Origin of the sequence: Flavobacterium sp. 38-13 (assembly GCF_001899155.1) — a bacterium.
Taxonomy (GTDB): Bacteria; Bacteroidota; Bacteroidia; order Flavobacteriales; family Flavobacteriaceae; genus Flavobacterium; species Flavobacterium lindanitolerans.
Genome location: NZ_MKVG01000020.1, coordinates 219,004 through 242,557, shown reverse-complemented (window position 1 = coordinate 242,557; position 23,554 = coordinate 219,004). Strand labels below are relative to the sequence as shown.

Annotated in this window: 20 protein-coding genes; 11 read left to right on the top strand and 9 right to left on the bottom strand. The window is 37.0% G+C overall.

Annotated elements, in window-relative coordinates:
* Positions 1 to 82: 82 nt before the first annotated feature.
* Positions 83 to 2,149 carry a polyphosphate kinase 1 gene (gene ppk1 / locus BGO88_RS15680; RefSeq protein WP_286707489.1) on the top strand — a complete coding sequence of 689 codons (2,067 nt, stop codon included), beginning with the start codon at positions 83 to 85 and terminating at the stop codon, positions 2,147 to 2,149.
* Here ppk1 and BGO88_RS15675 read toward each other — a convergent pair.
* From BGO88_RS15675 to BGO88_RS15660, 4 genes are all read right to left on the bottom strand, one after another.
* Positions 2,146 to 3,378: a cation:dicarboxylate symporter family transporter gene (locus BGO88_RS15675; RefSeq protein WP_286707488.1), complete on the bottom strand. Its 1,233-nt coding sequence runs from the start codon at positions 3,376 to 3,378 to the stop codon at positions 2,146 to 2,148. The two genes, ppk1 and BGO88_RS15675, sit on opposite strands and share 4 nt — an antisense overlap.
* 70 nt (positions 3,379 to 3,448) lie before the next feature.
* Positions 3,449 to 4,003 (bottom strand): HEAT-like fold family protein, encoded by a 555-nt coding sequence (locus tag BGO88_RS15670; protein ID WP_286707487.1) that lies wholly within the window; start codon positions 4,001 to 4,003, stop codon positions 3,449 to 3,451.
* Between the two features lie 2 nt (positions 4,004 to 4,005).
* Positions 4,006 to 4,752, bottom strand: coding sequence for a DUF3667 domain-containing protein (locus tag BGO88_RS15665; RefSeq protein WP_101472871.1), 747 nt, complete (start codon positions 4,750 to 4,752; stop codon positions 4,006 to 4,008).
* A gap of 169 nt (positions 4,753 to 4,921) precedes the next feature.
* The gene (locus BGO88_RS15660; protein WP_286707486.1) at positions 4,922 to 6,184 is read right to left on the bottom strand and encodes a PQQ-dependent sugar dehydrogenase; all 1,263 of its coding nucleotides are present in this window, start codon (positions 6,182 to 6,184) and stop codon (positions 4,922 to 4,924) included.
* Positions 6,185 to 6,373: 189 nt separating this feature from the next.
* Here BGO88_RS15660 and BGO88_RS15655 point away from each other — a divergent pair, with 189 nt between their 5' ends.
* The 8 genes from BGO88_RS15655 to BGO88_RS15620 all read left to right on the top strand — a co-directional run bounded on the left by BGO88_RS15655 (position 6,374) and on the right by BGO88_RS15620 (position 17,099).
* Positions 6,374 to 6,904, top strand: coding sequence for a phosphoribosyltransferase (locus BGO88_RS15655; protein ID WP_056068897.1), 531 nt, complete (start codon positions 6,374 to 6,376; stop codon positions 6,902 to 6,904).
* 67 nt (positions 6,905 to 6,971) lie between these two features.
* Positions 6,972 to 7,544, top strand: coding sequence for an adenylate kinase (locus BGO88_RS15650; RefSeq protein ID WP_056068895.1), 573 nt, complete (start codon positions 6,972 to 6,974; stop codon positions 7,542 to 7,544).
* A gap of 15 nt (positions 7,545 to 7,559) precedes the next feature.
* Positions 7,560 to 8,834: a hemolysin family protein gene (locus tag BGO88_RS15645; RefSeq protein ID WP_082482183.1), complete on the top strand. Its 1,275-nt coding sequence runs from the start codon at positions 7,560 to 7,562 to the stop codon at positions 8,832 to 8,834.
* 86 nt (positions 8,835 to 8,920) lie between these two features.
* A complete protein-coding gene (obgE, locus tag BGO88_RS15640; protein WP_056068891.1) occupies positions 8,921 to 9,934 on the top strand; it encodes a GTPase ObgE in 1,014 nt (337 codons plus the stop codon).
* Positions 9,935 to 10,461: 527 nt separating this feature from the next.
* Entirely contained in the window at positions 10,462 to 12,507 is a 2,046-nt protein-coding gene (locus tag BGO88_RS15635; protein WP_286707485.1) for an LTA synthase family protein, read from the top strand.
* Positions 12,508 to 12,655: 148 nt separating this feature from the next.
* Positions 12,656 to 14,803 (top strand): S46 family peptidase, encoded by a 2,148-nt coding sequence (locus tag BGO88_RS15630; protein WP_286707484.1) that lies wholly within the window; start codon positions 12,656 to 12,658, stop codon positions 14,801 to 14,803.
* 210 nt (positions 14,804 to 15,013) lie between these two features.
* Positions 15,014 to 15,712, top strand: a complete 699-nt coding sequence (locus BGO88_RS15625) for a tetratricopeptide repeat protein (RefSeq protein ID WP_056068883.1) — start codon at positions 15,014 to 15,016, stop codon at positions 15,710 to 15,712.
* 28 nt (positions 15,713 to 15,740) lie between these two features.
* Complete coding sequence (locus BGO88_RS15620) at positions 15,741 to 17,099, top strand: UDP-N-acetylmuramate--L-alanine ligase (protein ID WP_056068881.1); 1,359 nt, start codon at positions 15,741 to 15,743, stop codon at positions 17,097 to 17,099.
* A gap of 52 nt (positions 17,100 to 17,151) precedes the next feature.
* Here the strand turns inward: BGO88_RS15620 and BGO88_RS15615 are convergent, their stop codons facing one another.
* A complete protein-coding gene (locus BGO88_RS15615) occupies positions 17,152 to 17,727 on the bottom strand; it encodes a DUF1287 domain-containing protein (RefSeq protein WP_286707483.1) in 576 nt (191 codons plus the stop codon).
* A 126-nt stretch (positions 17,728 to 17,853) separates the two neighbouring features.
* On the opposite strand from BGO88_RS15615, the gene radC reads away from it, so the two are divergent.
* On the top strand, positions 17,854 to 18,561 hold the full coding sequence (radC, locus tag BGO88_RS15610) for a RadC family protein (protein ID WP_056068877.1): 708 nt from the start codon (positions 17,854 to 17,856) through the stop codon (positions 18,559 to 18,561).
* Positions 18,562 to 18,610: 49 nt separating this feature from the next.
* Here the strand turns inward: radC and BGO88_RS15605 are convergent, their stop codons facing one another.
* The 4 genes from BGO88_RS15605 to BGO88_RS15590 all read right to left on the bottom strand — a co-directional run bounded on the left by BGO88_RS15605 (position 18,611) and on the right by BGO88_RS15590 (position 21,397).
* Positions 18,611 to 19,111 (bottom strand): hypothetical protein, encoded by a 501-nt coding sequence (locus BGO88_RS15605; protein ID WP_286707482.1) that lies wholly within the window; start codon positions 19,109 to 19,111, stop codon positions 18,611 to 18,613.
* Positions 19,112 to 19,164: 53 nt separating this feature from the next.
* Positions 19,165 to 20,343 carry a hypothetical protein gene (locus BGO88_RS15600; RefSeq protein ID WP_286707481.1) on the bottom strand — a complete coding sequence of 393 codons (1,179 nt, stop codon included), beginning with the start codon at positions 20,341 to 20,343 and terminating at the stop codon, positions 19,165 to 19,167.
* 118 nt (positions 20,344 to 20,461) lie between these two features.
* Entirely contained in the window at positions 20,462 to 20,872 is a 411-nt protein-coding gene (locus tag BGO88_RS15595) for a hypothetical protein (RefSeq protein ID WP_286707480.1), read from the bottom strand.
* A 27-nt stretch (positions 20,873 to 20,899) separates the two neighbouring features.
* Positions 20,900 to 21,397 carry an outer membrane beta-barrel protein gene (locus BGO88_RS15590; RefSeq protein ID WP_229563587.1) on the bottom strand — a complete coding sequence of 166 codons (498 nt, stop codon included), beginning with the start codon at positions 21,395 to 21,397 and terminating at the stop codon, positions 20,900 to 20,902.
* 140 nt (positions 21,398 to 21,537) lie between these two features.
* Between BGO88_RS15590 and BGO88_RS15585 the strand changes: the two genes are divergently transcribed.
* A complete protein-coding gene (locus BGO88_RS15585; protein ID WP_286707479.1) occupies positions 21,538 to 23,550 on the top strand; it encodes a tetratricopeptide repeat-containing sensor histidine kinase in 2,013 nt (670 codons plus the stop codon).
* The last annotated feature ends 4 nt before the right edge of the window (positions 23,551 to 23,554 follow it).

Genomic DNA, 23,554 nt, shown 5'->3' with positions numbered 1-23,554 from the left:
GAAGTATAAAAGCAAACGATAATAGTATCTTAATGATATAATCATCATAAATTAATACTTTTATAACTACTTTAAAAACGATATGATTCTGGAAACCAAGACCAAAGAAGTAAGCCAGAAACCTGATTTTTTTGACAGAGATATCAGCTGGCTTTCATTTAACCAAAGAGTGCTTCTTGAAGCAGAAGACAATGACGTGCCGCTTTTTGAAAAAATAAAGTTTCTTTCCATCTATTCTTCCAATCTTGATGAATTTTACAGGGTTAGGATACCGTCATTAATGGCACTCAAAAAAATTTCCAAAAACAAAAAGGAAAATAGCTTTGCCTATCAGCACATTCTGGATAAAATACAGCATATTGTTGACGACCAGCAACGGGTTTTTGGAACAATAATGACCCAAAAGATTCTTCCCGCACTTGAAAAAGAAAAATACCATCTGCTGTACAATGAGCCAATTCCAGAAAACATCCACGACGAAATAACCCATTACTTTTTTAAAGAAGTATTGGCATTCCTGCAGATTGTAGAAATAACAAAGGAAACGGATTTCTTTCCGGAGAATAACAAATTATACAAACTTGTTGTTGTCGAAGAAAATACAGACACACACCAGCTGTTTCTTCTAAACATACCATCAGACGATTTGCCACGATTTTTTGCCGTTAAGAAAGGAGCCAAAACCTACATCCTTTTTCTGGACGATATTATCAAATTTGGCTTGAAATTTATTTTCAAAGACCAGAAACTGCCGGCAGATTATAACTTCAAAATAACGCGCGATGCGGCTCTGGAACTTGACGACGAATATGATGAGGCTATTGCCGAAAAAATGGAGAAGAAGATTGCCAAAAGAGATTACAGCTTTGCCACCCGTTTTTTATTTGATTACCGAATGCCGCCGCCTTTTTTACAGTCGCTGATAGATACTTTCAAGCTAAAAGATGCCACGATTGTTCTGGGCGGAAGCTACCATAATCTAAAAGACCTGGCTTCATTACCGCTAAAAAAACAAAGCCTTTCTTATGCCGAAATGGTTCCGGTTTCTTTAGACGCCCCTGTAGCAAAGAGTATTTTTGATACCGTTGCAGAAAAAGACCTGATGCTGCATGTGCCATATCAGTCCTACGACAGCGTACTCCGTTTTTTTAACGAAGCTTCCATACATCCTAATGCAGAAGAAATATATGTAACGCTTTATCGCGTGGCAAGTGATTCAAGAATTGCCAATGCACTCATTAGTGCCGCCAGAAACGGGAAGAAGGTGACTGTTGTAGTGGAACTGAAAGCCCGTTTTGACGAAGCGAACAATATAAAATGGTCAAAACAATTGAAAAAAGCCGGAGTTAAAATTGTACACAGCATCCCGTCACTAAAAGTACATGCCAAAATAGCGCTGGTAAAGTTTAAAAAACAAAGTAAACTCCCGTCTATAGGATTATTGGCTACCGGAAACCTGAATGAAAATACGGCCCGTTTTTATACAGACCATATATTGATGACGGCTCACAAGGAAATGCTGAAAGATTTGGAAAAGACTTTCCTTCTTTTGGCTACCATCAAAAAAAATCCGAAGAGATACAAAATGGATTTTAAGCATTTGCTCGTAGCTAAATTCAACCTGCGGGAAAAATTTATCAAACTCATTGATAACGAAATCCAGAACAAAAGAAAAGGACTTGCTGCCGGAATAACCATCAAGCTGAACAACCTGGAAGAAAAAAGCCTGATTGAAAAATTATACGAAGCTTCAAATGCAGGAGTGAAAATCCAACTGATTGTTCGTGGAATTTGCTGCCTTGTGCCGGAAATTCCGGGCAGGAGCGAAAACATTACGGTTCGCAGAATCGTAGACAGGTATCTTGAACACGGACGTATTTTTGTATTCGAAAATAATGGAAACCCGTTACTGTTTATGGGTTCTGCCGATTGGATGAACAGGAATATATACCACAGGATAGAAGTCTGCTTTCCGGTATATGACCCCATTCTCAAAGAAGAAATGCTCGATATTCTTAAAATTCAGTTAGACGATAATGTCAAGGCTTCCTTATTAGGAGCATCGCTCGAAAATATTCCGGTAAGAAATGAAAAAGAACCAACACGGTCACAGGAAAAAATTCACGAATACCTGAAACGGAAATCCTAATCGAGTTCCATTGGATTTTCAATATCGACAAACTCGTTTTCGTTTTTAGAAATCACAATAGTTGCTACACCGTTGCCAATAAAATTGGTAATGGCTCTTGCTTCGCTCATGAATTTGTCAACCCCTAAAAGAAAGGCCAATCCTTCAAGCGGAATTTTATGAATGGCCGTGAGTGTTGAGGCCAACACAATAAAGCCGCTTCCGGTAACTCCGGCTGCTCCTTTTGAAGTAATCATCAGCAGTCCGATAATAGTCAGTATTTCCCCAAAAGAAAGATGTACATTATATAATTGTGCTAGAAAAATGACACACATTGAAAGATAGATAGAAGTGCCGTCCAGATTAAACGAATATCCGGTTGGCACTACAAGTCCCACGACTGATTTGCTGCATCCCAGTCGTTCCAGCTTATCCATCAGATTGGGCAATGCAGGTTCTGAAGATGAAGTTCCTAACACAATCAAAAGCTCCGCTTTCAGGTACTTTATCAGGTCCCAGATTCTCATTTTATAGTAGCGCATGATACCGCCCAAAATTAAAAAGATAAAAACGGCCATAGTCAGGTAAACCGTAAACATCAGTTTTCCTAAAGGAATCAAAGTATGCAATCCGAACTTTCCTACTGTATAGGCCATGCCCCCAAAAGCGCCTAATGGTGCCAGGAACATCACAAACTTTAAAGCCTTGAAAACAATTTTTGAAGCTTTGTATAAGGTAGCTACTACAGATTCGCGTTTGTTGTAATAATTGAGCAGAATGCCGCAAACAATAGTCAGGGCTAAAACCTGTAAGGTGAAGTTGTCCATGAAAAACTGCCACCAGTCAAATTCGGTTCTTGGGTTAGAGGTGTATTTTGAAGCATCCTGAATGTCAAGGCCAGACTTGTCGATTTTTCCGGGTTGGATAATATAAGCCGCTATAATGCCAATAGCCAGGGCGAATGTGGTAACGATTTCAAAATAAACCAGCGCTTTTATCCCGATACGGCCTACTTTTCTCAGGTCGCCCATACCGCTGATTCCTAAAACAATAGTAAGAAAGATAATCGGGGCGATAAAAAGCTTGACAATCTGGATGAAAGTATCACCTATGACCTTCATTTTTGTGCCGGTTTCGGGCAAATAATGTCCAACCAAAACTCCGGAAATAATTGCTATCAGCACCCAAAAAGTAAGATTGGTGACTATTTTGAATAAAAGACCATTATTTTTTGCAATGCTTTCGCCCATAAAAGGAAATTAAAGCGTGCAATTTAAAGTCTTAAAATGAATTGGCTCGCAAAAAGAAGATATTTTTTAGCTATTTCAGCTTTTTCAGGATTTCTTTTGAAGCTAATTTGTATGCCGCCGAATGATTTGGATAATCCTGTGTCAAAATGGTCTTGAGTTCCGGATATATCCAGTCGTTTATTTTTCCAAAAGCATAAAGAGCCCTCATGGCATAAGCCTTGGTGGCTACTTTCTGGTTGCTGATAAGCCAGTCAAAACAAGATTCTACCATTAGTTCCAACTGCTCGTCTGTCAGAAAAATTGCTCCCGACTTTTTCTTTTTCAAATGGTAGGTTGCAGAAAAAAGACAGATTTTAGAAACAGAACGCAATGCCCCGTCATGCGAATAGGACGACAGTGTCTTGCTAAAAACATCAAGATAGGGAATAAGCCATTCGATATGCTTTTCAAAAACCAATTCCGAAGTCCAGCAGGCTTTATAATGATTTTTGTTTTTGGTGTCTAGCAGCACGCCCATTAAAACCGGCAACAGTTCCGGATTAGCACAAATGCTGTCAGATATTAATTCGCGGCTTTGTCTGTGTGCCGTGCTATTTTCTAATTTTCGGATAAAATCAGAACTCATTTTTATGCTTTTTTAATAACTAGTTCCAAAACTAGACCTATTGCAATGGTCAGGACCGTAAACATGATGAAAAAATAAATATAGGTCAGTATTGTTTTCAAAATGTTCTTTATGGTAGATTGAGTGTCAAAAAACTGATTATAGGTCCAAAAAGCAAGCAGTATATCAATAAACACAGATATTACAGAAAGCAGCAAAATAGTTTGGGTGCCGCTGTAAATATAAAGAAGCGGGAAAAAAATAAATTGAAGCATTAGTTTTTGTCCGGCAATGAAACCGTTTAGCACCAAATGTTCTACCAAATTATAGCCTGTTTTTCGAAAAGCAAGAAAAGAGGCGATTGATAGGAGAGGAATAGTAAATAGGGTAGCCAATGCATAATGTGCAGTAATCCAATCTCCCATAACATTGAATGTCTGACCCGTATCTTCGCCGGTTACATTAGCGGGAATTTCAATATGGAAAAAATGATACAGCAATCCATAGAAGGAACCAAGCAGGAAAACCAAAGAAGTAGGTTTGAAATGGCTGACTCTTTTGCCTTCGATAAATTCCCTGATGGAATGACCGGGTCTCGTAAAAAGTTCTTTGGCAGTAAAAAGCAAACCTTTGTCAAAATGAAAAATGCCATGTTGTATGTCGTGCCAGAGGTAGTGAAAATTTATAGGATGCGTGTGAGTAGACTGTCCGCATTCGCTACAGAAATTTCCATTAACTTCGTGTTCGCAATTCTTGCAAATCGGATTCATAGATTAGGCTGTTTGGAGTAAAAGTATTAAAATAAAATTACAGCCAAAAGTTTGTAATGAAAGGCGAGATAAAAAAATACTCTGTTAATAACCTTTGCGCCCCTGTGCCTTTGCGAGCAATTATTTCACGCAAAGACGCAAAGGCGCAAAGAATGGTTTGTCTGAAAACTTATTTTTTAACAGCCACTCTCCATATCGTATTGCCGCTGTCGTCATTCACCAATAACGAGCCGTCTTTCATAACCGTCACAGCAACAGGACGTCCGTAAACTTCCGCTTTTTCTTCGTTGGCAATAAATCCGGTCAGGAAATCTTCGGGTTTTCCGGAAGGCTTTCCGTTTTTAAAAGGTACAAAAAGCACTTTGTATCCGCTTAGTTTTGAACGGTTCCAGGAGCCATGCTGTCCTACAAAAGCCCCGTTTTTGTATTTAGCCGGAAAAACATCCTGGTTATAAAAAGCAAATCCGAGTGAAGCGGTATGGGCACCAACAGAAACATCAGGAATGATAGCTTTGGCAACCAGTTCTTTTCCCTCTCCTTTCATTCTTGGGTCTGCAATTTGTCCGTAATAGGAATAAGGCCATCCGTAAAAACCTCCTCTTTTTACGCTTGTAATATAATCAGGAACAAGCTCGTCACCCAAATCATCGCGCTCGTTTACGGCAGTCCAGAGTTCGTTGTTGGCAGGATTCCAATCCATTCCAACAGGATTTCGCAAGCCGCTGGCATAAATCTGTTCTCCTGTTCCGTCAGGATTGATTTCTAAAATATTGGCACGCCTTTTTTCTACTTCCATTCCGTGCTCAGCATTGTTGCTGGCAGAGCCTACGGAGACATATATTTTTGAACCGTCAGCATTGGCAAGCAGATTTCTTGTCCAGTGATTGTTATAACCTCCGGCAGGAAGTTCCAGTATTTTTGTTCCGTTTCCTCTTAGCTTTAAGTCACCTGCGCTGTATGGAAAACGAAAAAGACCATCAGTATTGGCTATGTAAAAATAATTATCAAGAATCAGCATCCCGAAAGGCATGTTGAGCCCGTCTTTAAAAATTTCACGGGTCTCAAAAACACCATCACCATCCTTGTCTCTGAAAATAGTAATTTGGTTGGCGCTTTTAAAAGTGTTGCTTTCCACTACAAAAATATCATTGTTGGGAGCAATATAGGTCCAGCGCGGATTTTTCAATCCGTCTGCAAATTTCGTTACCACAAATCCTTCCGGAGCTTTAGGCGTAACTCCTTCAGGCCACTCTTTCATGCGGCTTATTTTGCGGGCAGATTCTGTAGCATACGGAGCAGGAAGTTCCAAATCGCCTACAGCAGTTTTTACAATAGTAGTACTATTTTTTACAGGCGGTTTCTTTTCTTGTCCGTTACAGGATAAGAATGAAAAAGCAATGCAGGAAAGTAGGGGTAAAATACGTGTTTTCATAGCTTGAAAAAATTAGTGGTTGTATTTTCAGGATATTGAATTTACTGATTTTAAATTTTTTATCTTCGGAGTTTAAAGAATATTAAAAAACATTTAACAAAAATAAAATTGTAATAAAACTGAAATAAATTGTAAAATAGCTGGATTCTATTTTAGTATATTTGCAACTTATTATTTAATAAAATCATTGTGATACAACTTCACGACAAACATTTTGTTCCTTTCATCAGCGGAAAGGAAATCGATTCAGCTATAGCCAAAATGGCGCAGGAAGTAGCTGAAGACCTGGACGAAGAGATACCCTTATTTGTGGGCGTCTTAAACGGCGCCTTTATGGTGGTTTCAGATTTTATGAAACACTATCCGAAAGCCTGCGAAGTAAGCTTCGTAAAATTAGCCTCCTATGAGGGCACTACTACAACCCATGAGGTAAAAAAACTCATCGGACTTAATCAAGATTTATCGGGAAGAACCGTTGTCGTAATAGAAGATATTGTCGACACAGGAAATACTTTGGTCGAGCTAAAAGCAATGTTTGAGTCCCAAAATGTAAAGCAGCTTAAATTTGCTACCTTATTTTTAAAGCCCGAAGCATACAAAAAAGACATAAAAATTGATTATATTGGTATTGAAATTCCAAACAAATTCATTGTAGGCTATGGCTTGGATTATGATGGGCTCGGAAGAAACATTCCGGAAATATACCAATTGAAAGATTAAGTCGGATTAGAAAATGAAATATTTTGGATTGAAAAATCCTGGCATATAATAACTCACAACTAACAAAATGATTAATATCGTATTATTTGGGAAGCCTGGAGCAGGAAAAGGAACCCAGGCTGAATTCTTAAAAAAGAAATACAATCTGACCCATCTCTCAACAGGAGATATTTTTAGGTTCAATATTAAAAATGAAACGGAACTTGGCAAATTAGCCAAGACCTATATGGATAAGGGAGATTTGGTTCCGGATGAAGTAACCATCCAGATGCTTCAAAGCGAAGTAGATAAAAACCCGGAATCTAAAGGATTTCTTTTTGACGGATTCCCAAGAACCCTGTCACAGGCAAAAGCTCTGGATAACTTTTTGGAATCTAAAAACGAAGAAATAACGGCAACGGTTGCTTTGGAGGCTAATGATGAAATTTTGGTAAAAAGACTTTTGGAAAGAGGAAAAACTTCAGGAAGACCAGATGACCAGGATGAAGAAAAAATCAGAAACCGTTATCAGGAATACAACGAAAAAACAGCTCCTTTAATGGACTATTATAAAGCACAGAATAAATTTCATGCTGTGGACGGAATTGGTTCCATAGAAGAAATTACACATCGGTTAAGTACAGTAATCGATAGCCTTTAACTTAATTTATAAAACTTGGAAATAGCTATAATTTTCTTTTTAATCCTTTTGAATGGTGTTTTTTCGATGTCGGAAATCGCATTGATATCAGCGCGAAAAAACAGGTTGGAAACTTCTGCAAAAAAAGGGAATCCCAGCGCCAAAACTGCTTTGGATTTGGCCAATTCGCCAAACAAATTTTTGTCGACTGTTCAAATCGGAATCACATTAATCGGAATCTTAACAGGTATTTATTCAGGTGATAATATCACTGGCGATGTAAAGATTTTCCTGGACCAGTATGAATTCCTGCAGCCGTATTCAGCAAACCTTTCGGTTGGAATCGTGGTTGTTATCCTGACATTCTTCTCCTTGGTGCTTGGCGAATTGCTTCCTAAAAGAATCGGGCTCAATTATCCTGAAACAATTGCAAAGACGGTAGCCTTGCCTATGAAAGTAATTTCGATAATTACCGCGCCTTTTATCTGGCTTTTGACCATTTCAACAGAATCTTTGCTGAAATTGTTCAGAATCAGACCAACGGCAGATGGTAAAGTTACCGAAGAAGAAATTAAGGCCATCATCAAAGAAGGAACTGAAGTAGGAGAAGTACAGGAAATCGAACAGGACATTGTGGAACGTGTATTCCATATTGGTGACAGAAAGGTAAACTCCTTGATGACCCACAGGAAATCGGTTGACTATCTTTCATTGGAAGATGACCTTCCTACACTTAAACAAAAAGTTCTGGATGAAATTCACTCCGTTTATCCGGTTTGTGAAGAAAGCCTGGACGAAGTTGTTGGGGTTGTGCTGTTAAAAGATTTGTTTGCCAAATTTGAAAGCGGCGACTTTAACCTTAGAGATATAATGAAGGAGCCGGTCTATCTGATAGAACATACTTCTGCCTACAAGGCATTGGATATTTTCAAGAAAACCAAAGTACACTATGCCATAGTAACAGACGAATATGGAATCACACAAGGTATGATTACCCTGAACGACATTCTGGAAGCTCTGGTAGGTGATGCGTCAGATTTCTATCATGAAGAATTCCAGCTTGTGGCAAGAGAAGACGGTACCTGGTTGGTTGACGGGCATTATTCGTTACACGACTTTTTGACCTATTTTGATTTGGATGAACTGATTAACGATTATGAAGTTACGACAGTAAGCGGCCTAATCATGACAGAGCTTTCCTATATTCCAAAACAGGGCGAAAAATTAATCTGGAACTTATTTGAATTAGAAGTTATAGATATGGACGGTGTTAAAATTGACAAGGTTTTAGTCCGTTCGCTAAAAGAATAAACAAAAAAACAGTATAAAGTTTAAGGTTTAGAGTTGTCAGTATACTGTAGCTTTAAGCCTTAAACTTTACACTTTAAATAAAGAAAATGACAGAGGGAAATTTTGTAGATTACGTTAAGATTTATGTTTCTTCCGGAAAAGGAGGAAAAGGGTCGACGCATTTGCATAGAGAGAAATTTATTGAAAAAGGAGGTCCTGACGGAGGTGACGGAGGACGGGGCGGACACGTATATCTGGTAGGAAACAAAGGACTTTGGACATTGTTCCATTTAAAATTTGCAAAACACGTCAAAGCCGGACATGGTGGCGACGGAGGAAGTGCCAGAAGTACAGGTGCTGACGGAGAAGATAAGTATATTGAAGTGCCGCTGGGAACCGTAGTGCGCGATAAAGAAACCAACGAAATCTTATTCGAAATCACCGAACACGGCGAGAAAAAGATTGTGGTAAAAGGCGGAAAAGGCGGATTAGGGAACTGGCATTTTAGAAGTTCCACAAACCAAACCCCAAGATATTCGCAGCCCGGAATGCCGGCTAATGAACTGGATATTATTCTGGAACTTAAAGTTTTGGCCGATGTAGGTTTGGTAGGATTTCCAAATGCGGGAAAATCGACTTTGCTGTCTGTATTGACATCTGCAAAACCAAAAATAGCCGATTATCCGTTTACAACCCTGAAACCAAATCTTGGAATTGTAGCCTACAGAGATTTCCAATCGTTTGTAATGGCAGATATTCCCGGAATTATTGAAGGCGCTGCCGAAGGAAAAGGACTCGGGCATTATTTCTTAAGACATATCGAAAGAAACTCAGTATTGCTGTTTTTGATTCCTGCTGATGCAGACGATATTAAAAAAGAATATGAAATTCTTTTGGATGAGCTGCGACGCTATAATCCGGAAATTTTAGATAAGGAACGCTTTATCGTAATTTCTAAATCAGACATGCTTGATGAGGAACTGAAAGCAGAAATGAAAGCACAGTTGGATAAAGAGTTTAAAGGCTTGAAATACCATTTCATATCGTCAATAGCAAATCAGGGATTAGTCGAATTAAAAGACAAACTTTGGCAGATGTTAAATGCTGAAGAAAATCAGTAATAAAAGACAAACAAATAAAAAGGCGACCATCAGGTCGCCTTTTATATTTTATTTTCGTCTATCCGCTTGAAAAATCATCTTTATAGGCGCCAATAGGCAACTCCTTATTGTTGATGAAAACAGAGTAATTATAAGTTGGTTCGATTTGTTTTACCTACACTTTAGTGTAGTACGCATTGCCGTATTCCAAATTTACATTTCAGATATCAACCAGCCCTCATGTAAGGCCAAGCGGCGTTATCAATACGGAAAGTGTCTTTCAGGATATTGTAATTGACGACAGCCAGAACGCATTGCGAAAAGCAATAGAAGTGATACAAAAAGAAAAATTGAAGCATCTGCAAGGATGCTTTTTTTATGAGTTTAAAATGGTTGATATAAATTTTTCAGGCAGGTAAATGCAATGTGAATTATTCGTTATTTTTGTGTGAACAAACGTTTTACTTCGATTCCCCACCGCTTCTTCTGTAACCACAGAATTAGTTTTAGGACTTGTTTTGCAGAAGAACATAATAGAGTTAGATTTTATGAAAATCAACTGGAAAAATGATTTTACCGTTATGCTGTTGCGGCTTTTGGTCGTTTATGTCGCATTCATGCTCGGAAGATTTATATTTTATTTTTTTAACGACCACCTGATTGACCCTATCCACCACAAGGATATTTTTTCTTTGCTTCGCGGAAGCCTGATGTTTGATACGGTTTCCATACTTTATCTGAATTTGCCTTTTATATTTTTGTCGCTGTTGCCTTTTCGGTTTCGGGAAAAAGAAAACTATCAGAAAAGGCTTTTCTGGGTTTACATGATTTCAAACAGCCTCGGGCTACTGGTCAATTTTGCGGATGTGTTTTATTATCCATACAAACAGTCCCGATTGGTTTTAGGAGATTTGTTTTTGGTTAAGGAAGACAGTTTCTCACTTTTGATACTCGACTTTATGGTTGACTACTGGTATGGCTTTATCTTCTATTTTCTTGTACTGGCTATGCTTTGTGTGGGCTATAGGCGTATAGGATATGGAAAATCCATATTATCAAACAATAGAGATTACTACGTGGTTAATTCGGCATATCTGGGTGTAATGGTTTTTCTAACCGTTTTTTTGGTGAGGGGAGCCAGTCTTTCAAAAGCTTCTTTCCCCATTTCGATGAGCGATGCTTTTCTTTATACAAGCAATGCTTCCCATACTTCCTTGATATTGAGTAATCCTTTCTGCCTTTTCAGAACAATAGGCAAATCTAAAAAAGTGCCTAAGCTTGAATATTTTGATAAAAGTACTGCCGAAGCTTATATGCCTACAACACACATGCCGTCGTCTTCAGGCAAATTTAAGATTGACCGGAATACCAATGTTTTTATCATAATTTTAGAAAGCTTCGGAAAAGCCCATATCAAAAGCCTTTCCGACCAGTTCAAGCCTCAACAGGAAACGCATACGCCGTTTTTAGATTCGCTGTTTAATGAAGGCTATCTCTTTACGAATGCGCATCAAAACGGCTACCGGTCTATGGATGCCTTGCCGGCCATTTGGGCTTCAATTCCTACTTTCAAAGAACCGTTTCTTTCATTGCCAAATTCTGTTGCCGATTATCATGCGTTGCCGGCCTGCATGAATGAAATGGGCTACCATACGGCTTTTATGCACGGTGCTGTAAAAGAATCGATGGGATTTGTGTCTTTTGGAAAAAACCTCGATATTAAAGAATTCCAGTCCAGAGAAGAATATGAAGAAGCAAAAGGAGATGATGACTTTGATGGGAAATGGGGGATATGGGATCATAAATTCTGGCCTTTTGTTCACGAAAAAATCAACGTGATGCCAAAACCTTTTTTTACGACTGTTTTTACGCTTTCATCCCATCATCCGTTTAGTATTCCGGCAGAACTTAAAGGCAAATTTGCAGAAGGAACGCTCCCGATACACCGTGTGATTAAATATTCTGATTATGCGCTGAAGACTTTTTTTGAAGGAATAAAAAAGGAACCGTGGTATAAGAACACTCTCTTTGTCATAACGGCAGACCATGCTTCCGGGGCAGATTCGCCAAAGTTTTTAAAGCCGCCTTTTGATTATTCTATTCCGATTTTGTTTTATCATCCGGGAAAAAACTTTAAAGGAACAGATGATAAAATTATGCAACATATAGATATCATGCCCACACTTTTAGGAATGCTTGATTATGATAAGCCTTATTTTGCCTTTGGTAAAAATCATTTTAATAAAGAGGAGCAGGAAAATCATTTTGCAATTAATTTTTCAAATAGTGCCTTTAATTGTACAACCGATTCCTATTATTACCAGTTCAACGAAAAAGACATATTGGTCAAATCCGATTACAGAAAAGACCCGCTGTGGAAAAATAATCTTCTGAAAAGTAAAACCCCTAAGGACAAAAAAAATGTTTTGTACTTCAAGGCATTTATTCAGCAGTATTATTCGCATCTGAACGAGAGAAATTTTCTGCCGCAACAAAAAAGCAGGAAAGCAAAGGAAATAGCAGGTCGTGATGAAGATATCATATTAAAAGGGCAGGAAACAAGAAGTCTAAAACAAAAGTTAAAATTGCGATAACGATTTAGTTTTCTCCTCGTTTATAAGTCTAAAATTGCAAAATGGAGTTATATTCGCATCGCAAAAATATATGTCAGGCAGTCAAAATGTAACAAAAAATCATTTTATGCGACTACTCACATACCTATTAAACTTTAAATACTAATAAATGAAAAAAATTATTTTATCCTTAATTACAGCTATACTGCTTGTTCCTACAACAGTAAAGGCTGACGAAGGGATGTGGTTCCTGATGTTCATTGAGCGTTTGAATCACCGTGACATGCAAAAAATGGGATTGCAACTGACTTCTGAGGAAATCTACAGCATCAACCATTCAAGTATTAAAGATGCAATTGTTCAGTTCAATGGTGGCTGTACTGCAGAAATTATTTCTAATCAAGGTTTGGTTTTGACTAACCACCACTGTGGTTATGATGCGATTGCTGAAGTTTCTACTCCAAAAGACAACTATTTGAGAGATGGTTTCTGGGCAAAAGACAAGAAATCTGAAATCAAGCCAAACTCACTTTATGTACGTTTCTTTGTGAGAATGGATGATGTTTCAAAAAGAATTCTTTCTAAAGTAAATGACGGCATGAGCGAGGCTGAGCGCGAAAAAGTAATCAACCAGGAAATTGCTAAAATCCAAAAAGAAAATGACGAAGGAGGAAAGTATACTGTTTCTGTTCGTTCTTTTTTCCAGGGAAATGAATATTACTATTTCGTTTATCAAGACTATAAAGACGTTCGTTTAGTTGGAACTCCGCCGGAAAGCATCGGAAAATTCGGAGGTGACACAGACAACTGGGAATGGCCACGTCACACAGGAGATTTCTCTATGTTCAGAGTTTATGCTGACAAAGACGGAAATCCTGCTGAATATTCTCCGGACAACGTTCCGTTAAAGCCTAAGCATCACTTACCAATCAGTTTGAAAGGTGTTCAGGAAAATGATTTTGCTATGATTTTAGGTTATCCGGGTAGAACAAACCGTTGGATGCCGGCCGGAGGAATTGAGCAAAATGTAAAATTTGCATACCCTGCATGGGTGGAAGGTTCTAAAGCAGGTATGGACGCTATGAAATTCCACATGGACAAAAGCGACCAGGTTCGTTTAAACTACGCTTCTAAATATGCTTCTGTAGCCAACTATTGGAAAAACCGTCAGGGAATGATTGATGCATTGACAAAGTTCAAAACTGCGGCTACAAAACAAAAAGAAGAGGCAGAGTTCAACAAATGGGCAAACAAGCCGGAGAACAAGCAGAAATATGGTGATGTAGTTGCTACTATCAACAATTACTACAAAGCAACAAACGAAAAATCAAGACACGATAACTACCTGATTTCTATTTTAAGAAACAGCAGCCTGGCTGGTGGTCCTGCAAGTTTAGGAAACGGAATCGCTGCTTATGCCAAAGAAAATGATGCTAAGAAAGCAGAAATGCTTCCAAGACTTCAGGCAGCAATTGAAGGTGTTTACGAAGGTTTCTACCTTCCATTGGAAAGAGATGTATTGATTGCAGAATTAAACCTTTATGCTAAAAAAGCAGGTTACAAACTTGACCCGTTCATTGAAGGGCTAGCCAAAGAAAACAACAATGACTTTACAAAATTTGTAGATGAGGCTATCGCAGAGAGTGCTTTTGCTACAAAAGAAAAAGCAGAAGCATTTTTGAAAAATCCAAATGTGGATGCATTGAAAAATGATAAGTTGTATTTACTTTCATCTAGCATTTTGGCTACTTACAGAAGCAAGCCGGAAGATTTGGCGAAGTTGGAAAATGATTTCCAAAAGTCATTCCGTCTTCTTGTAGAAGGATTGCGTGAGTCTAAACTTAACAAAATCAAATATCCGGATGCAAATTCAACTTTGCGTCTGACTTATGGTAAAGTTCGTGCATTACCTGCTGATAAGAGAAATGATGCAAAAATCAACAACTATACTACACTTCAGGGAACAATCAAAAAATACAAGCCAAACGACCAGGAATTTGACTTGCCTAAGAGATTGATTGAGTTGAACGAGAAAAAAGATTTCGGACCATATGCTGATAAAAAAGGATATATGCCTGTAAACTTCCTGACAGACAACGATATTACAGGTGGTAACTCAGGTTCTCCGGTATTGAATGGAAAAGGAGAGCTTATTGGTGTAGCTTTTGACGGTAACATCGAAGCTATGGCCGGTGACGTAATCTTTGATTCTAAACTGCAAAGAACAATCAACGTTGATATCCGTTATGTTTTGTTTATCATTGACAAATATGCCGGTGCAAAACATATCATTGACGAAATGACAATCGCAAAATAATTTTCAGATTAGTTATTAGTTCAAATAAATTAAAAAGCCGTTTCAGTTTTGAAACGGCTTTTTTTATTGATGTGGATTTGCAGGAATTATTCTGAATATCTCAAATTTGGGATAGTATTTGGACATAGTTTTTTAGTTAGCCAAAACACATAAAATCCATCCCGCTATTCCAAATCATTTTCCTATTTTTGGAACACTAAATCAAGTCTTTTGAAACATTTCTTTTTAATCTTATTCTTATTTCCGTTAGCAGTCTTTTCACAATCAGAATTTGCGAAAGGAGCGCAGTTTTTTGATAAAGGAAACTATGAAAAGGCCAAAGAAATATTTACGGCTCTTTATAAAAAGAACCCTAAAGATGTCAGTGTAATTGAATATCTGGGAGATATTGGAGGACATACCAAAAAATGGGAGGAGGCTTTAGTGTATTATGAAAAGCTAAAAGAATTAAAACCTTCTGAGGCCAATTATTATTATAAATATGGAGGCGCTCTTGGAATGAAAGCTAAAGAGAGCAATAAATTCAAGGCTCTTGGGATGATTGGCGATGTGGAGGATTCTTTTAAAAAAGCTATTGAGCTAAATCCGAAGCATATTGAATCAAGATGGGCATTGGTGGAATTGTACCTGCAACTTCCTGCCATAATTGGAGGCAGTGAAAGAAAGGCACAAAAATATGCAGATGAACTAATGACACTATCTGCTGTTGACGGTTATCTCTCAAAAGGACATATTGCTGAATATTTCAAAAGATATAAAGAAGCAGAAAAAAACTATAAAAAGGCAATTGAAATTGGCAAATCAAAAACAACCTACAAGAAATTAGCCGATTTGTATAAAAATAAAATGAAGCAGCCGGAAAAAGCCAAGGCTGTTTTAGAAGAATATGCTGAAATAAGCAAAACATAATTAATATCCTATCCATATATTTGAATAGATGAGAACACATTTTATAGCCATTGGAGGCAGCGCAATGCACAATCTTGCCATTGCATTACATGAAAAAGGATACCAGGTGACCGGTAGTGATGATGCTGTTTTTGAGCCTTCCAAAACACGTTTGGAAAAAAGAGGACTGCTGCCTGAAGAGTTGGGCTGGTTTCCTGAAAAAATCACTTCAGATATTGATTCGGTTATTCTGGGCATGCATGCCAAAGCTGATAATCCGGAACTTTTAAAAGCACAGGAATTAGGATTAAAGATTTTTTCATATCCAGAGTTTTTATACGAGCAGTCAAAAAATAAGACAAGAGTAGTAATTGGCGGTTCGCATGGAAAAACTACCATTACTTCCATGATTTTGCATGTTATGCATTACCATGGCATCAATGTAGACTATATGGTTGGAGCGCAATTAGAAGGTTTTGATACGATGGTGCATCTAACAGAAGAAAATGATTTTATTGTTCTTGAAGGAGATGAATATTTATCATCTCCAATGGACAGAAGACCAAAATTTCATCTCTATCAGCCCAATATTGCTTTGATTTCAGGAATTGCCTGGGACCATATTAATGTTTTTCCAACCTATGAAAATTATGTGGAACAGTTTGAGATTTTCATTCAAAAAATAACCAACGGAGGGATTCTTGTCTATAACGAAGATGATGCGGAAGTAAAAAGGGTAGCGGAAGCAGCTACAAATCCTATCCGCAAAATTCCATACACAACGCCAAATTATACAGTTGAGAATGGAATAACATTGCTTGAAACTCCGGAAGGAAATATGCCAATTGAAGTTTTTGGAGCCCACAACCTGAATAATCTGGCCGGTGCCAAATGGATATGTCAGAATATGGGCGTTGACGAAGCCGATTTTTATGAGGCGATTTCCAGTTTTAAAGGAGCTTCAAAACGTTTGGAGAAAATTGCGGAAAATAAAAACAATGTTGCCTATAAAGATTTTGCACATTCGCCGAGCAAAGTGGCTGCCACTACAAAAGCGGTGAAAGAACAATATCCGGACAGAAAACTGATTGCCTGTCTGGAATTGCATACCTACAGTAGCCTGAATGCTGAATTCCTGAAAGAATATGAGGGAGCCCTTGATGCTGCAGATGTGGCGGTGGTTTTCTATTCGCCGGATGCCGTCAAAATCAAACAACTGGAAGAAGTAACCTATGATCAGATTGCAAAATCATTCAATCGCGAAGACCTGATTATTTACACCAATCCGGCTGCATTTAAAGAATACCTTTTCCACCTTAAATTTGATACGGAGAAAATTGCATTATTGCTAATGAGTTCCGGAAATTATGGAGGACTTAATTTTGATGAGGTAAAAACGCTTCTATAAATAAACTATGATGATTAGCGGAACTGTTATTCCTTTCAGGAAGCAGGTCCGCTTACTTTTTAAATTGGTAGTGTCCTGTTATTTTATATTGGAAAAGGCAATCTTCCAAAACCTGGCCGGCTCCAACATTATGCACAATCAGGTTCCGTTTCCCATCGGCTGATTTTCGATTGGTCACAATTCCAATATGGGGCATTTTATCATTGATCATCCAGGTTACCAAATCGCCTGTCTTATAATCTGAAGCTTTATCGGTTACTTCTAAACTTTTACCGAATCGTGTGAAGAAAACCTGAAGATTAGGTACTCTTCTATGGTCAATATTGGGATCTGTTTTTTTGAGTCCCCATTTTTGAGGGTATTTTGAGAAGTTTTTTTTCATGTCTTCATGTACTTCTTTCTGCAGGTCAATCCCCAGTTTTCTGTATGCCCTGATAACAACGTCTGTACAAACGCCTTTTCCTTTCGGTACATCGCCGTTAGGATAGCTGATGGAAAAATAGCCCGGGTCATAGACGACCTTGTCTTTAGTCAGCATAATTGCCGCATCCGAAAGTTTCTCCGGAAAACTTTTTTCTATAATAGCGGCAATGAAAAGAAAACAGGTAAGAGAAATGAAATATTTCATGGCAGTTATTTTTTTAACTATAACGGCAGAGGTATGATATATCTTATAATTTCGGTTAAATTTAATAGGGGTATTTTTTTATAGTATATATTCGTATATTCACTTATTAGATTTAATTTCAACGCCATGCAGGGAAAAGAAGCGAAAAAAACAAAAACATTTCCAATCAAGGATTGGGCAAAAGATGACAAACCAAGAGAGAAACTAATGCATAAAGGGCAGGAAGCCCTAAGCAATGCAGAGCTTATAGCTATCCTGATACGTACCGGAAATCATACCGAAAGTGCTGTAGACTTAAGCAAGCGAATTTTGGCAGATGCTAAAAGTCTAAATGGGATAGGAAAGCTATCTATTGAAAAACTCCTCACTTATCACGGCATTGGAGAGGCAAAGGCGATTACAATTCTTGCGGCTGTTGAATTGGGCCGAAGAAGGCGCTCTGAAGAAGCCGTGCCATCGAGGAGAATTGCTACAAGCAGGGTGGTTTTTGAAACGATGCAACCTGTTATAGGTGAACTTGCACATGAAGAATTCTGGATCCTATTTCTTAGCAACTCCAATAGAATTGCTCACAAATGGAGATTGAGTAAAGGCGGAATGACAGGAACCGTAGTAGATGCCCGCCTTGTTTTTAAAATAGCAATCGAGCATAATGCAACAGCAATAATTCTGGCACACAACCATCCTTCAGGGGTATTATATCCAAGTGAATCTGACAGAATAATAACTAAAAAATTAAAAGCAGCAGGAGAAAGCCTCGACATACGGGTTTTTGATCACGTAATAATTACCGAAAATGATTATTACAGTTTTGCAGATAACGGTATTTTATAGGTTTGAGAAGTGCAACATCCTTGCAAGGATGTTGCACCAGATCAGTTTCTTATTCCAAACTAAAAGCAAACATGAAGTCCCCGGATCCAAAAAAGTACTCTCCTGAAGCGAGATTTTTAACGACTAAGTAATAATAGCCGTCTTTTACTTTTTCAATCGTATAATTAATCTTGTCGAATGAAGTTGATGTGCTGGTTGCTTTTGCTTTCGTGGTAATCAAAACCCTTTTATCTTTTCGGATTTCAAATTTTACTAAATCAAAAACAGAAGTCGGATCGGTTCCGGGAGTTACTTTAACAATGAATTTTAAAGTGCTTTTGTTTTTAATGGTAACAGACGATTTGATTCCGTTTAAATAAAAACCGCCCTCCGCACTAAATAATCCTTTGGCCTTTGCCATAGTGTTGTATTGTGATTTCTCCAACTCAATCAGCTCATTTGTGGTGGCATTGAAATAGGCCGGCTTGTCATTAAACTCGGGTAATTTGGTTTGGGCTTTACCATATACAGATGATAACAGCAATAGTAATATGCCAATGTGTCTTTTCATTTTTTTTATATTAAAGGTTCAAAAAAGGCATATTAAAAATTGAAGATGATGGGTTATTTTATTTTTGCATCAAATTCGTGAATAATCTTATAATTTTTATCCTTAATAATTATTTTATAAATGCCTTTGTCTAAAATAAGATTTGTCTTTGTTTCCTTATTTAGGATTTCAATAATGTCTGCAGGAACTCCATTTTTTTCGTATTCATTTTTTCGGTAGGCAAGAACCAAAACAGGATATTCGGTAATTTTAGATTTTGGAACCGTATATGTTTTTCGTTTCCCATCTAATAATAACCAATCAGGCCTTTCGTTTTCGTATTCCGTAATAGGATGAATTATCCTGCAATCGGTCTGATCGTTTGTTTCTCCGCCATTAAATAATTTTCCGGCTCCATTGATCAGGATTACCGATTTTTTAGGATTCGCCATCAAGACATAAGGACTGGTGAATTTAATATCACCTTTTTCCGTATAATATACCTGATCAATCGTGAAAGGATCAATATTTGTTTCGTCTTTTAATCGGCCAGCCATAGCTCTTTCCCAACTTTTGCTTGGTGGAATTCCTTCTATTACATGGTCGAAGCCACAATGGATTAAAAATTTTGAATTTGGATTTTCCTTGACTAATCGGGCAATATTGGCAGCTTGTTCAATTTCTCTTTCTTTACCATTTTTCCCATCAGATGCTTCATACTCAAATAAAACAAAACCAATTTTTAATGCTTCGCTTAACATATTTGCCATCTGTGGTTCTTTTACATAAAAACCACTTTCCATGACAGGAAATTTCCGGTCATTTATTTCCGTATCAGCGAGTGCCTCCAAACCAAAGAAGCGATAACCATTATCATACAAACCTTGTAAAAGCGAAGTCGTAAAAACACGGTGCCTGTTGTTATGGTGTGCTTCATTGATGATGATGATTTTCTCGTCTTTTGAGCGATTTATGATATAGTCCTTTGCATTCTTTTGCCTGAAAGAAGTGAAGTACAAACTATCTTCTTTGCTGATTTTTCGTGCGGGTCTTCCGTTTTTATCCCAGGTTTCTAAAGCCTGTTTATAATATCCGTTTATGGAATAATCTGTTGCTCCCATTTGATATTTCCATGCCAGTGTGTCTTTTTCGATTTTGGCTGCAATATCTTTTGAAAACTGATAAGTTTCTGTATTGGTTTGTGCTGAAATTTTTAAAGTGAAAAGAAAAACATACTTAAATAATTGCTTCATGATTATTTGGCTTAACTGAATTTATTTTTTTCTAAATATATTTTCTTTTACTTAATTATCAGCCATTTCTCTTCCTTAAACAGGATGTTTTTTTGTAAACGTATTAATAATTAGGGTGTTAAGGAAAAATAAAAGCCAGGCTTTCAAAACTAAATGTACCATTAACGTCAGCAATTTTATTGCTTTGCCTCACAACGTTGTTGTCATAATAGATTTTTAAGCTGGCCGTTTGACCTGCAACACCGGGATTTTGCATTACGGCATTACCACTAATGCCAATACCCATGACGTTATCAGGATATTCAATTGTTTTGCTCCATGGCAATGAAGTGACTGTTTCAGTTGTGTTTCCGGTGACATTGTTATTATAAACTATAAATATATGACCGGTAAAGTTACCCGTTATTTCAAATTTTGCAGTTTTAATCGGTGTGGGTGTAGGTATTGGATTGCCGTCGCCATCGTCACTGCTACAGGAAACAGTAATGGCAATTAATAAGATGGAAAAAAATGTTTTTATTGTTTTCATAGTTTTTGTTTTTTAGAGATGGTACTTTTAATTTAACAGATAAGTAATGCCAATTTTTCCTCCTGTTGTAACATTTCCACTTCGGAGCTCTAGATTTACAGCAAATCTCTCATTAAAGAAATACCTTCCGCCAATTTGAATTCCAACTCCAAAAGGTTTGTCATCAACCAGATAAGTGTTAGTTTCCGAATCTTTGAATTTCCAGTTATAGTAATTTAAATTAAGTCCTGCATAAACATCCCATTCATTCGGAATTTTCAGCAATTCATTAAAATGATAATTCCCGTTGGCCTGCAAACCTATTATGGTACTTTTAATGCCATAGGTAGTATAAGACTGATAAGACGCCTCAACTCCCACAGTAATTGGATTCGAAATCGTGTAATCTGCACCAACATAAACAGGCGTCGACCAGTTAGATGTCCCAAAGCCGGCGTTTAATTGAATTTTGCCTTTTTCAAGCGAAGATTGCGCGAATGCAGAAAGAGTGAGCAAAAGCACGGATAAATTGATAAGCTTTTTCATTTAATTTTTTTAATTGATTAGATGGTTATTAGATGTCAGACAAATTTATAGAGGAGGTTTAATTTGCTTCTAATCATAAAAAGGTATATATGATTACCTGAAATCAGGTAATTTTCTGCCTTTTATTCAGAATCCGAATAATGGTCTTTACATTTGTGGCTTATCTCTACAAAATGAAGCGATTGCATCTTGTTTTCCTCTTGTTTGCTACCTGTCTGGGACATGCTCAAAATAACAGCACATTAAATGATTATGAGGTTACAATTGATAGCCTGAAAAATGCAATTTCTACCAGTAAATCAGATAGTCTCCGTTGCATTATGAATTACAGGCTGGCTTATATTTATACTAAAAATGTTGATAAGAAAGAGTTGGGAAGAACCCACTTAAAAAAAGCCAATGAGTTAGTAAAAAACAATAGCTATTTAAAAGACCTCTCCTGTTATTATAATTCGCTTTTTTTTAGCCTGACAAAAGAGAATCTGCAGAAGTTCCGAAAAGCAGACGAAGCCTTAAAAAAATACAACAGCAGGGAAATATACATATTAAGGTCTAAAATACTTTTTAATATCGGACTCCTATATCAGCGGGAAAATGAACCCTTACAAACAATAGAGGTTTTGGTAAAGGAAGCGATTCCGGTAGCAAAGAAAAGCAAGGATAGTCAGGAACTGTCTAATCTATATAAATTAATTGCCGTTGTTTTTTATAATAATGAAGACATTGCCAAAACAAAATATTATCTGGATCTGTCAATCAGTACTTTGGAACAGGGAAAGAGCAAAAAGAACAGATACAATGAGGATTTAATAGAATTGTATTTGTTTAATGTTGAGGTTTTATCTGTTCAGAAAAAAACGAATGAAGCTTTTGAATATTTGCAAAAAGCTGAAGATTTGTTGAAATCCTATCCGTTGAAATCGTTATATATTGAATATTATTTTGCAAAAGGGAGTTTGAATCAGGAGATTAAGAACTATGAGCAGGCTATTTCGGATTATGATAATGGTGTAAGGTTATCGCAACTTAATAAGGATTCTGCTCTGGAACAAAGATTCAAACTCATGAAATATGAGGTCTTTATTCTTCAAAATAAAATTGAAAGTGCTAAAGATTTGCTGCTGGACGTTTTTAAAACCGGTGGAATGAATATTAAGGATAGGGCCTATTATTCTTATGAACTGTCTAAAATTTACCGGAAATTAAATGATTTTGAAAAGGCTTATGTCTATAATGAGCAATACATTCAATTAAAAGATAGCCTGAGTCAAATGTTTGAGGCTGAAAAAATAGCAGACATTGAGGCCAAATACAATAAATTGGAAAATGAAAATAAGATAAAAGAGCTGACTATTGAAAAACAGGCAACACTATTAAATCAGAGAAAAAATATGCTTTTTCTTTTATTGTTGTCTTTTGCTCTCGTATGTGTATTGATTTTCGCTTATTTTATTTGGAAGAATTTAAAAAACCAAAAGAAAATAACAGCCCAAAAAGAAATAAACCATTTTCAGAAACTAAATAATTTAAAAAGGGAAAAAGAAATAGAAATCATGCAAACCATGATTAATGTAGAAGAAGCTGAAAGAAAAAGGGTAGCCCGGGACTTGCATGATAGTATAGGTAGTAAGCTATCGGCTTTGAAAATTATATTTGCAAATACACAAAATAAAAACGATTATAATGATAGCAGAATCAATACTATTTTAGAAACGTCCATAGCTGAGTTAAGGCAGATTTCATATAATCTGGTTCCGGAATCTTTACTGAAATTAGGTTTGGAAAAAGCCCTTGGCGATTTGTGTTTTACATTGCGTTCTGATACTGTTTCGATTGAATTTCATTCGTATGAAATTGATAATTCAATGCCACTCACTACGCAAACAAATATTTTTAGAATCGTTCAGGAATTATTAAACAATGCGCTAAAACATTCAAAAGCCACTCAGATTTTAGTTTCTTGCAGCCAGAATGGCAACCGGTTTTATATTTCAATAGAAGATAATGGAGTTGGTTTTAATATTTCAGAGATTGAAGAAAACCAGGGACTTGGAATCAAAAATATAAAAAGCAGAATAGAACTTTTACATGGAAGCCTTGACTGTGAAAGTAGTTCCGGAGGAACTTCCTATAATATAGAACTTGATGTCTGACAGA

Excerpts from the sequence above, each read along its gene's own strand:
- ppk1 (WP_286707489.1), top strand. The coding sequence starts at position 83 with ATGATTCTGGAAACCAAGACCAAAGAAGTAAGCCAGAAACCTGATTTT.
- BGO88_RS15675 (WP_286707488.1), bottom strand. The coding sequence starts at position 3,378 with ATGGGCGAAAGCATTGCAAAAAATAATGGTCTTTTATTCAAAATAGTC.
- BGO88_RS15670 (WP_286707487.1), bottom strand. The coding sequence starts at position 4,003 with ATGAGTTCTGATTTTATCCGAAAATTAGAAAATAGCACGGCACACAGA.
- BGO88_RS15665 (WP_101472871.1), bottom strand. The coding sequence starts at position 4,752 with ATGAATCCGATTTGCAAGAATTGCGAACACGAAGTTAATGGAAATTTC.
- BGO88_RS15660 (WP_286707486.1), bottom strand. The coding sequence starts at position 6,184 with ATGAAAACACGTATTTTACCCCTACTTTCCTGCATTGCTTTTTCATTC.
- BGO88_RS15650 (WP_056068895.1), top strand. The coding sequence starts at position 6,972 with ATGATTAATATCGTATTATTTGGGAAGCCTGGAGCAGGAAAAGGAACC.
- obgE (WP_056068891.1), top strand. The coding sequence starts at position 8,921 with ATGACAGAGGGAAATTTTGTAGATTACGTTAAGATTTATGTTTCTTCC.
- BGO88_RS15635 (WP_286707485.1), top strand. The coding sequence starts at position 10,462 with ATGAAAATCAACTGGAAAAATGATTTTACCGTTATGCTGTTGCGGCTT.
- BGO88_RS15630 (WP_286707484.1), top strand. The coding sequence starts at position 12,656 with ATGAAAAAAATTATTTTATCCTTAATTACAGCTATACTGCTTGTTCCT.
- BGO88_RS15620 (WP_056068881.1), top strand. The coding sequence starts at position 15,741 with ATGAGAACACATTTTATAGCCATTGGAGGCAGCGCAATGCACAATCTT.
- BGO88_RS15615 (WP_286707483.1), bottom strand. The coding sequence starts at position 17,727 with ATGAAATATTTCATTTCTCTTACCTGTTTTCTTTTCATTGCCGCTATT.
- radC (WP_056068877.1), top strand. The coding sequence starts at position 17,854 with ATGCAGGGAAAAGAAGCGAAAAAAACAAAAACATTTCCAATCAAGGAT.
- BGO88_RS15605 (WP_286707482.1), bottom strand. The coding sequence starts at position 19,111 with ATGAAAAGACACATTGGCATATTACTATTGCTGTTATCATCTGTATAT.
- BGO88_RS15600 (WP_286707481.1), bottom strand. The coding sequence starts at position 20,343 with ATGAAGCAATTATTTAAGTATGTTTTTCTTTTCACTTTAAAAATTTCA.
- BGO88_RS15595 (WP_286707480.1), bottom strand. The coding sequence starts at position 20,872 with ATGAAAACAATAAAAACATTTTTTTCCATCTTATTAATTGCCATTACT.
- BGO88_RS15590 (WP_229563587.1), bottom strand. The coding sequence starts at position 21,397 with ATGAAAAAGCTTATCAATTTATCCGTGCTTTTGCTCACTCTTTCTGCA.
- BGO88_RS15585 (WP_286707479.1), top strand. The coding sequence starts at position 21,538 with ATGGTCTTTACATTTGTGGCTTATCTCTACAAAATGAAGCGATTGCAT.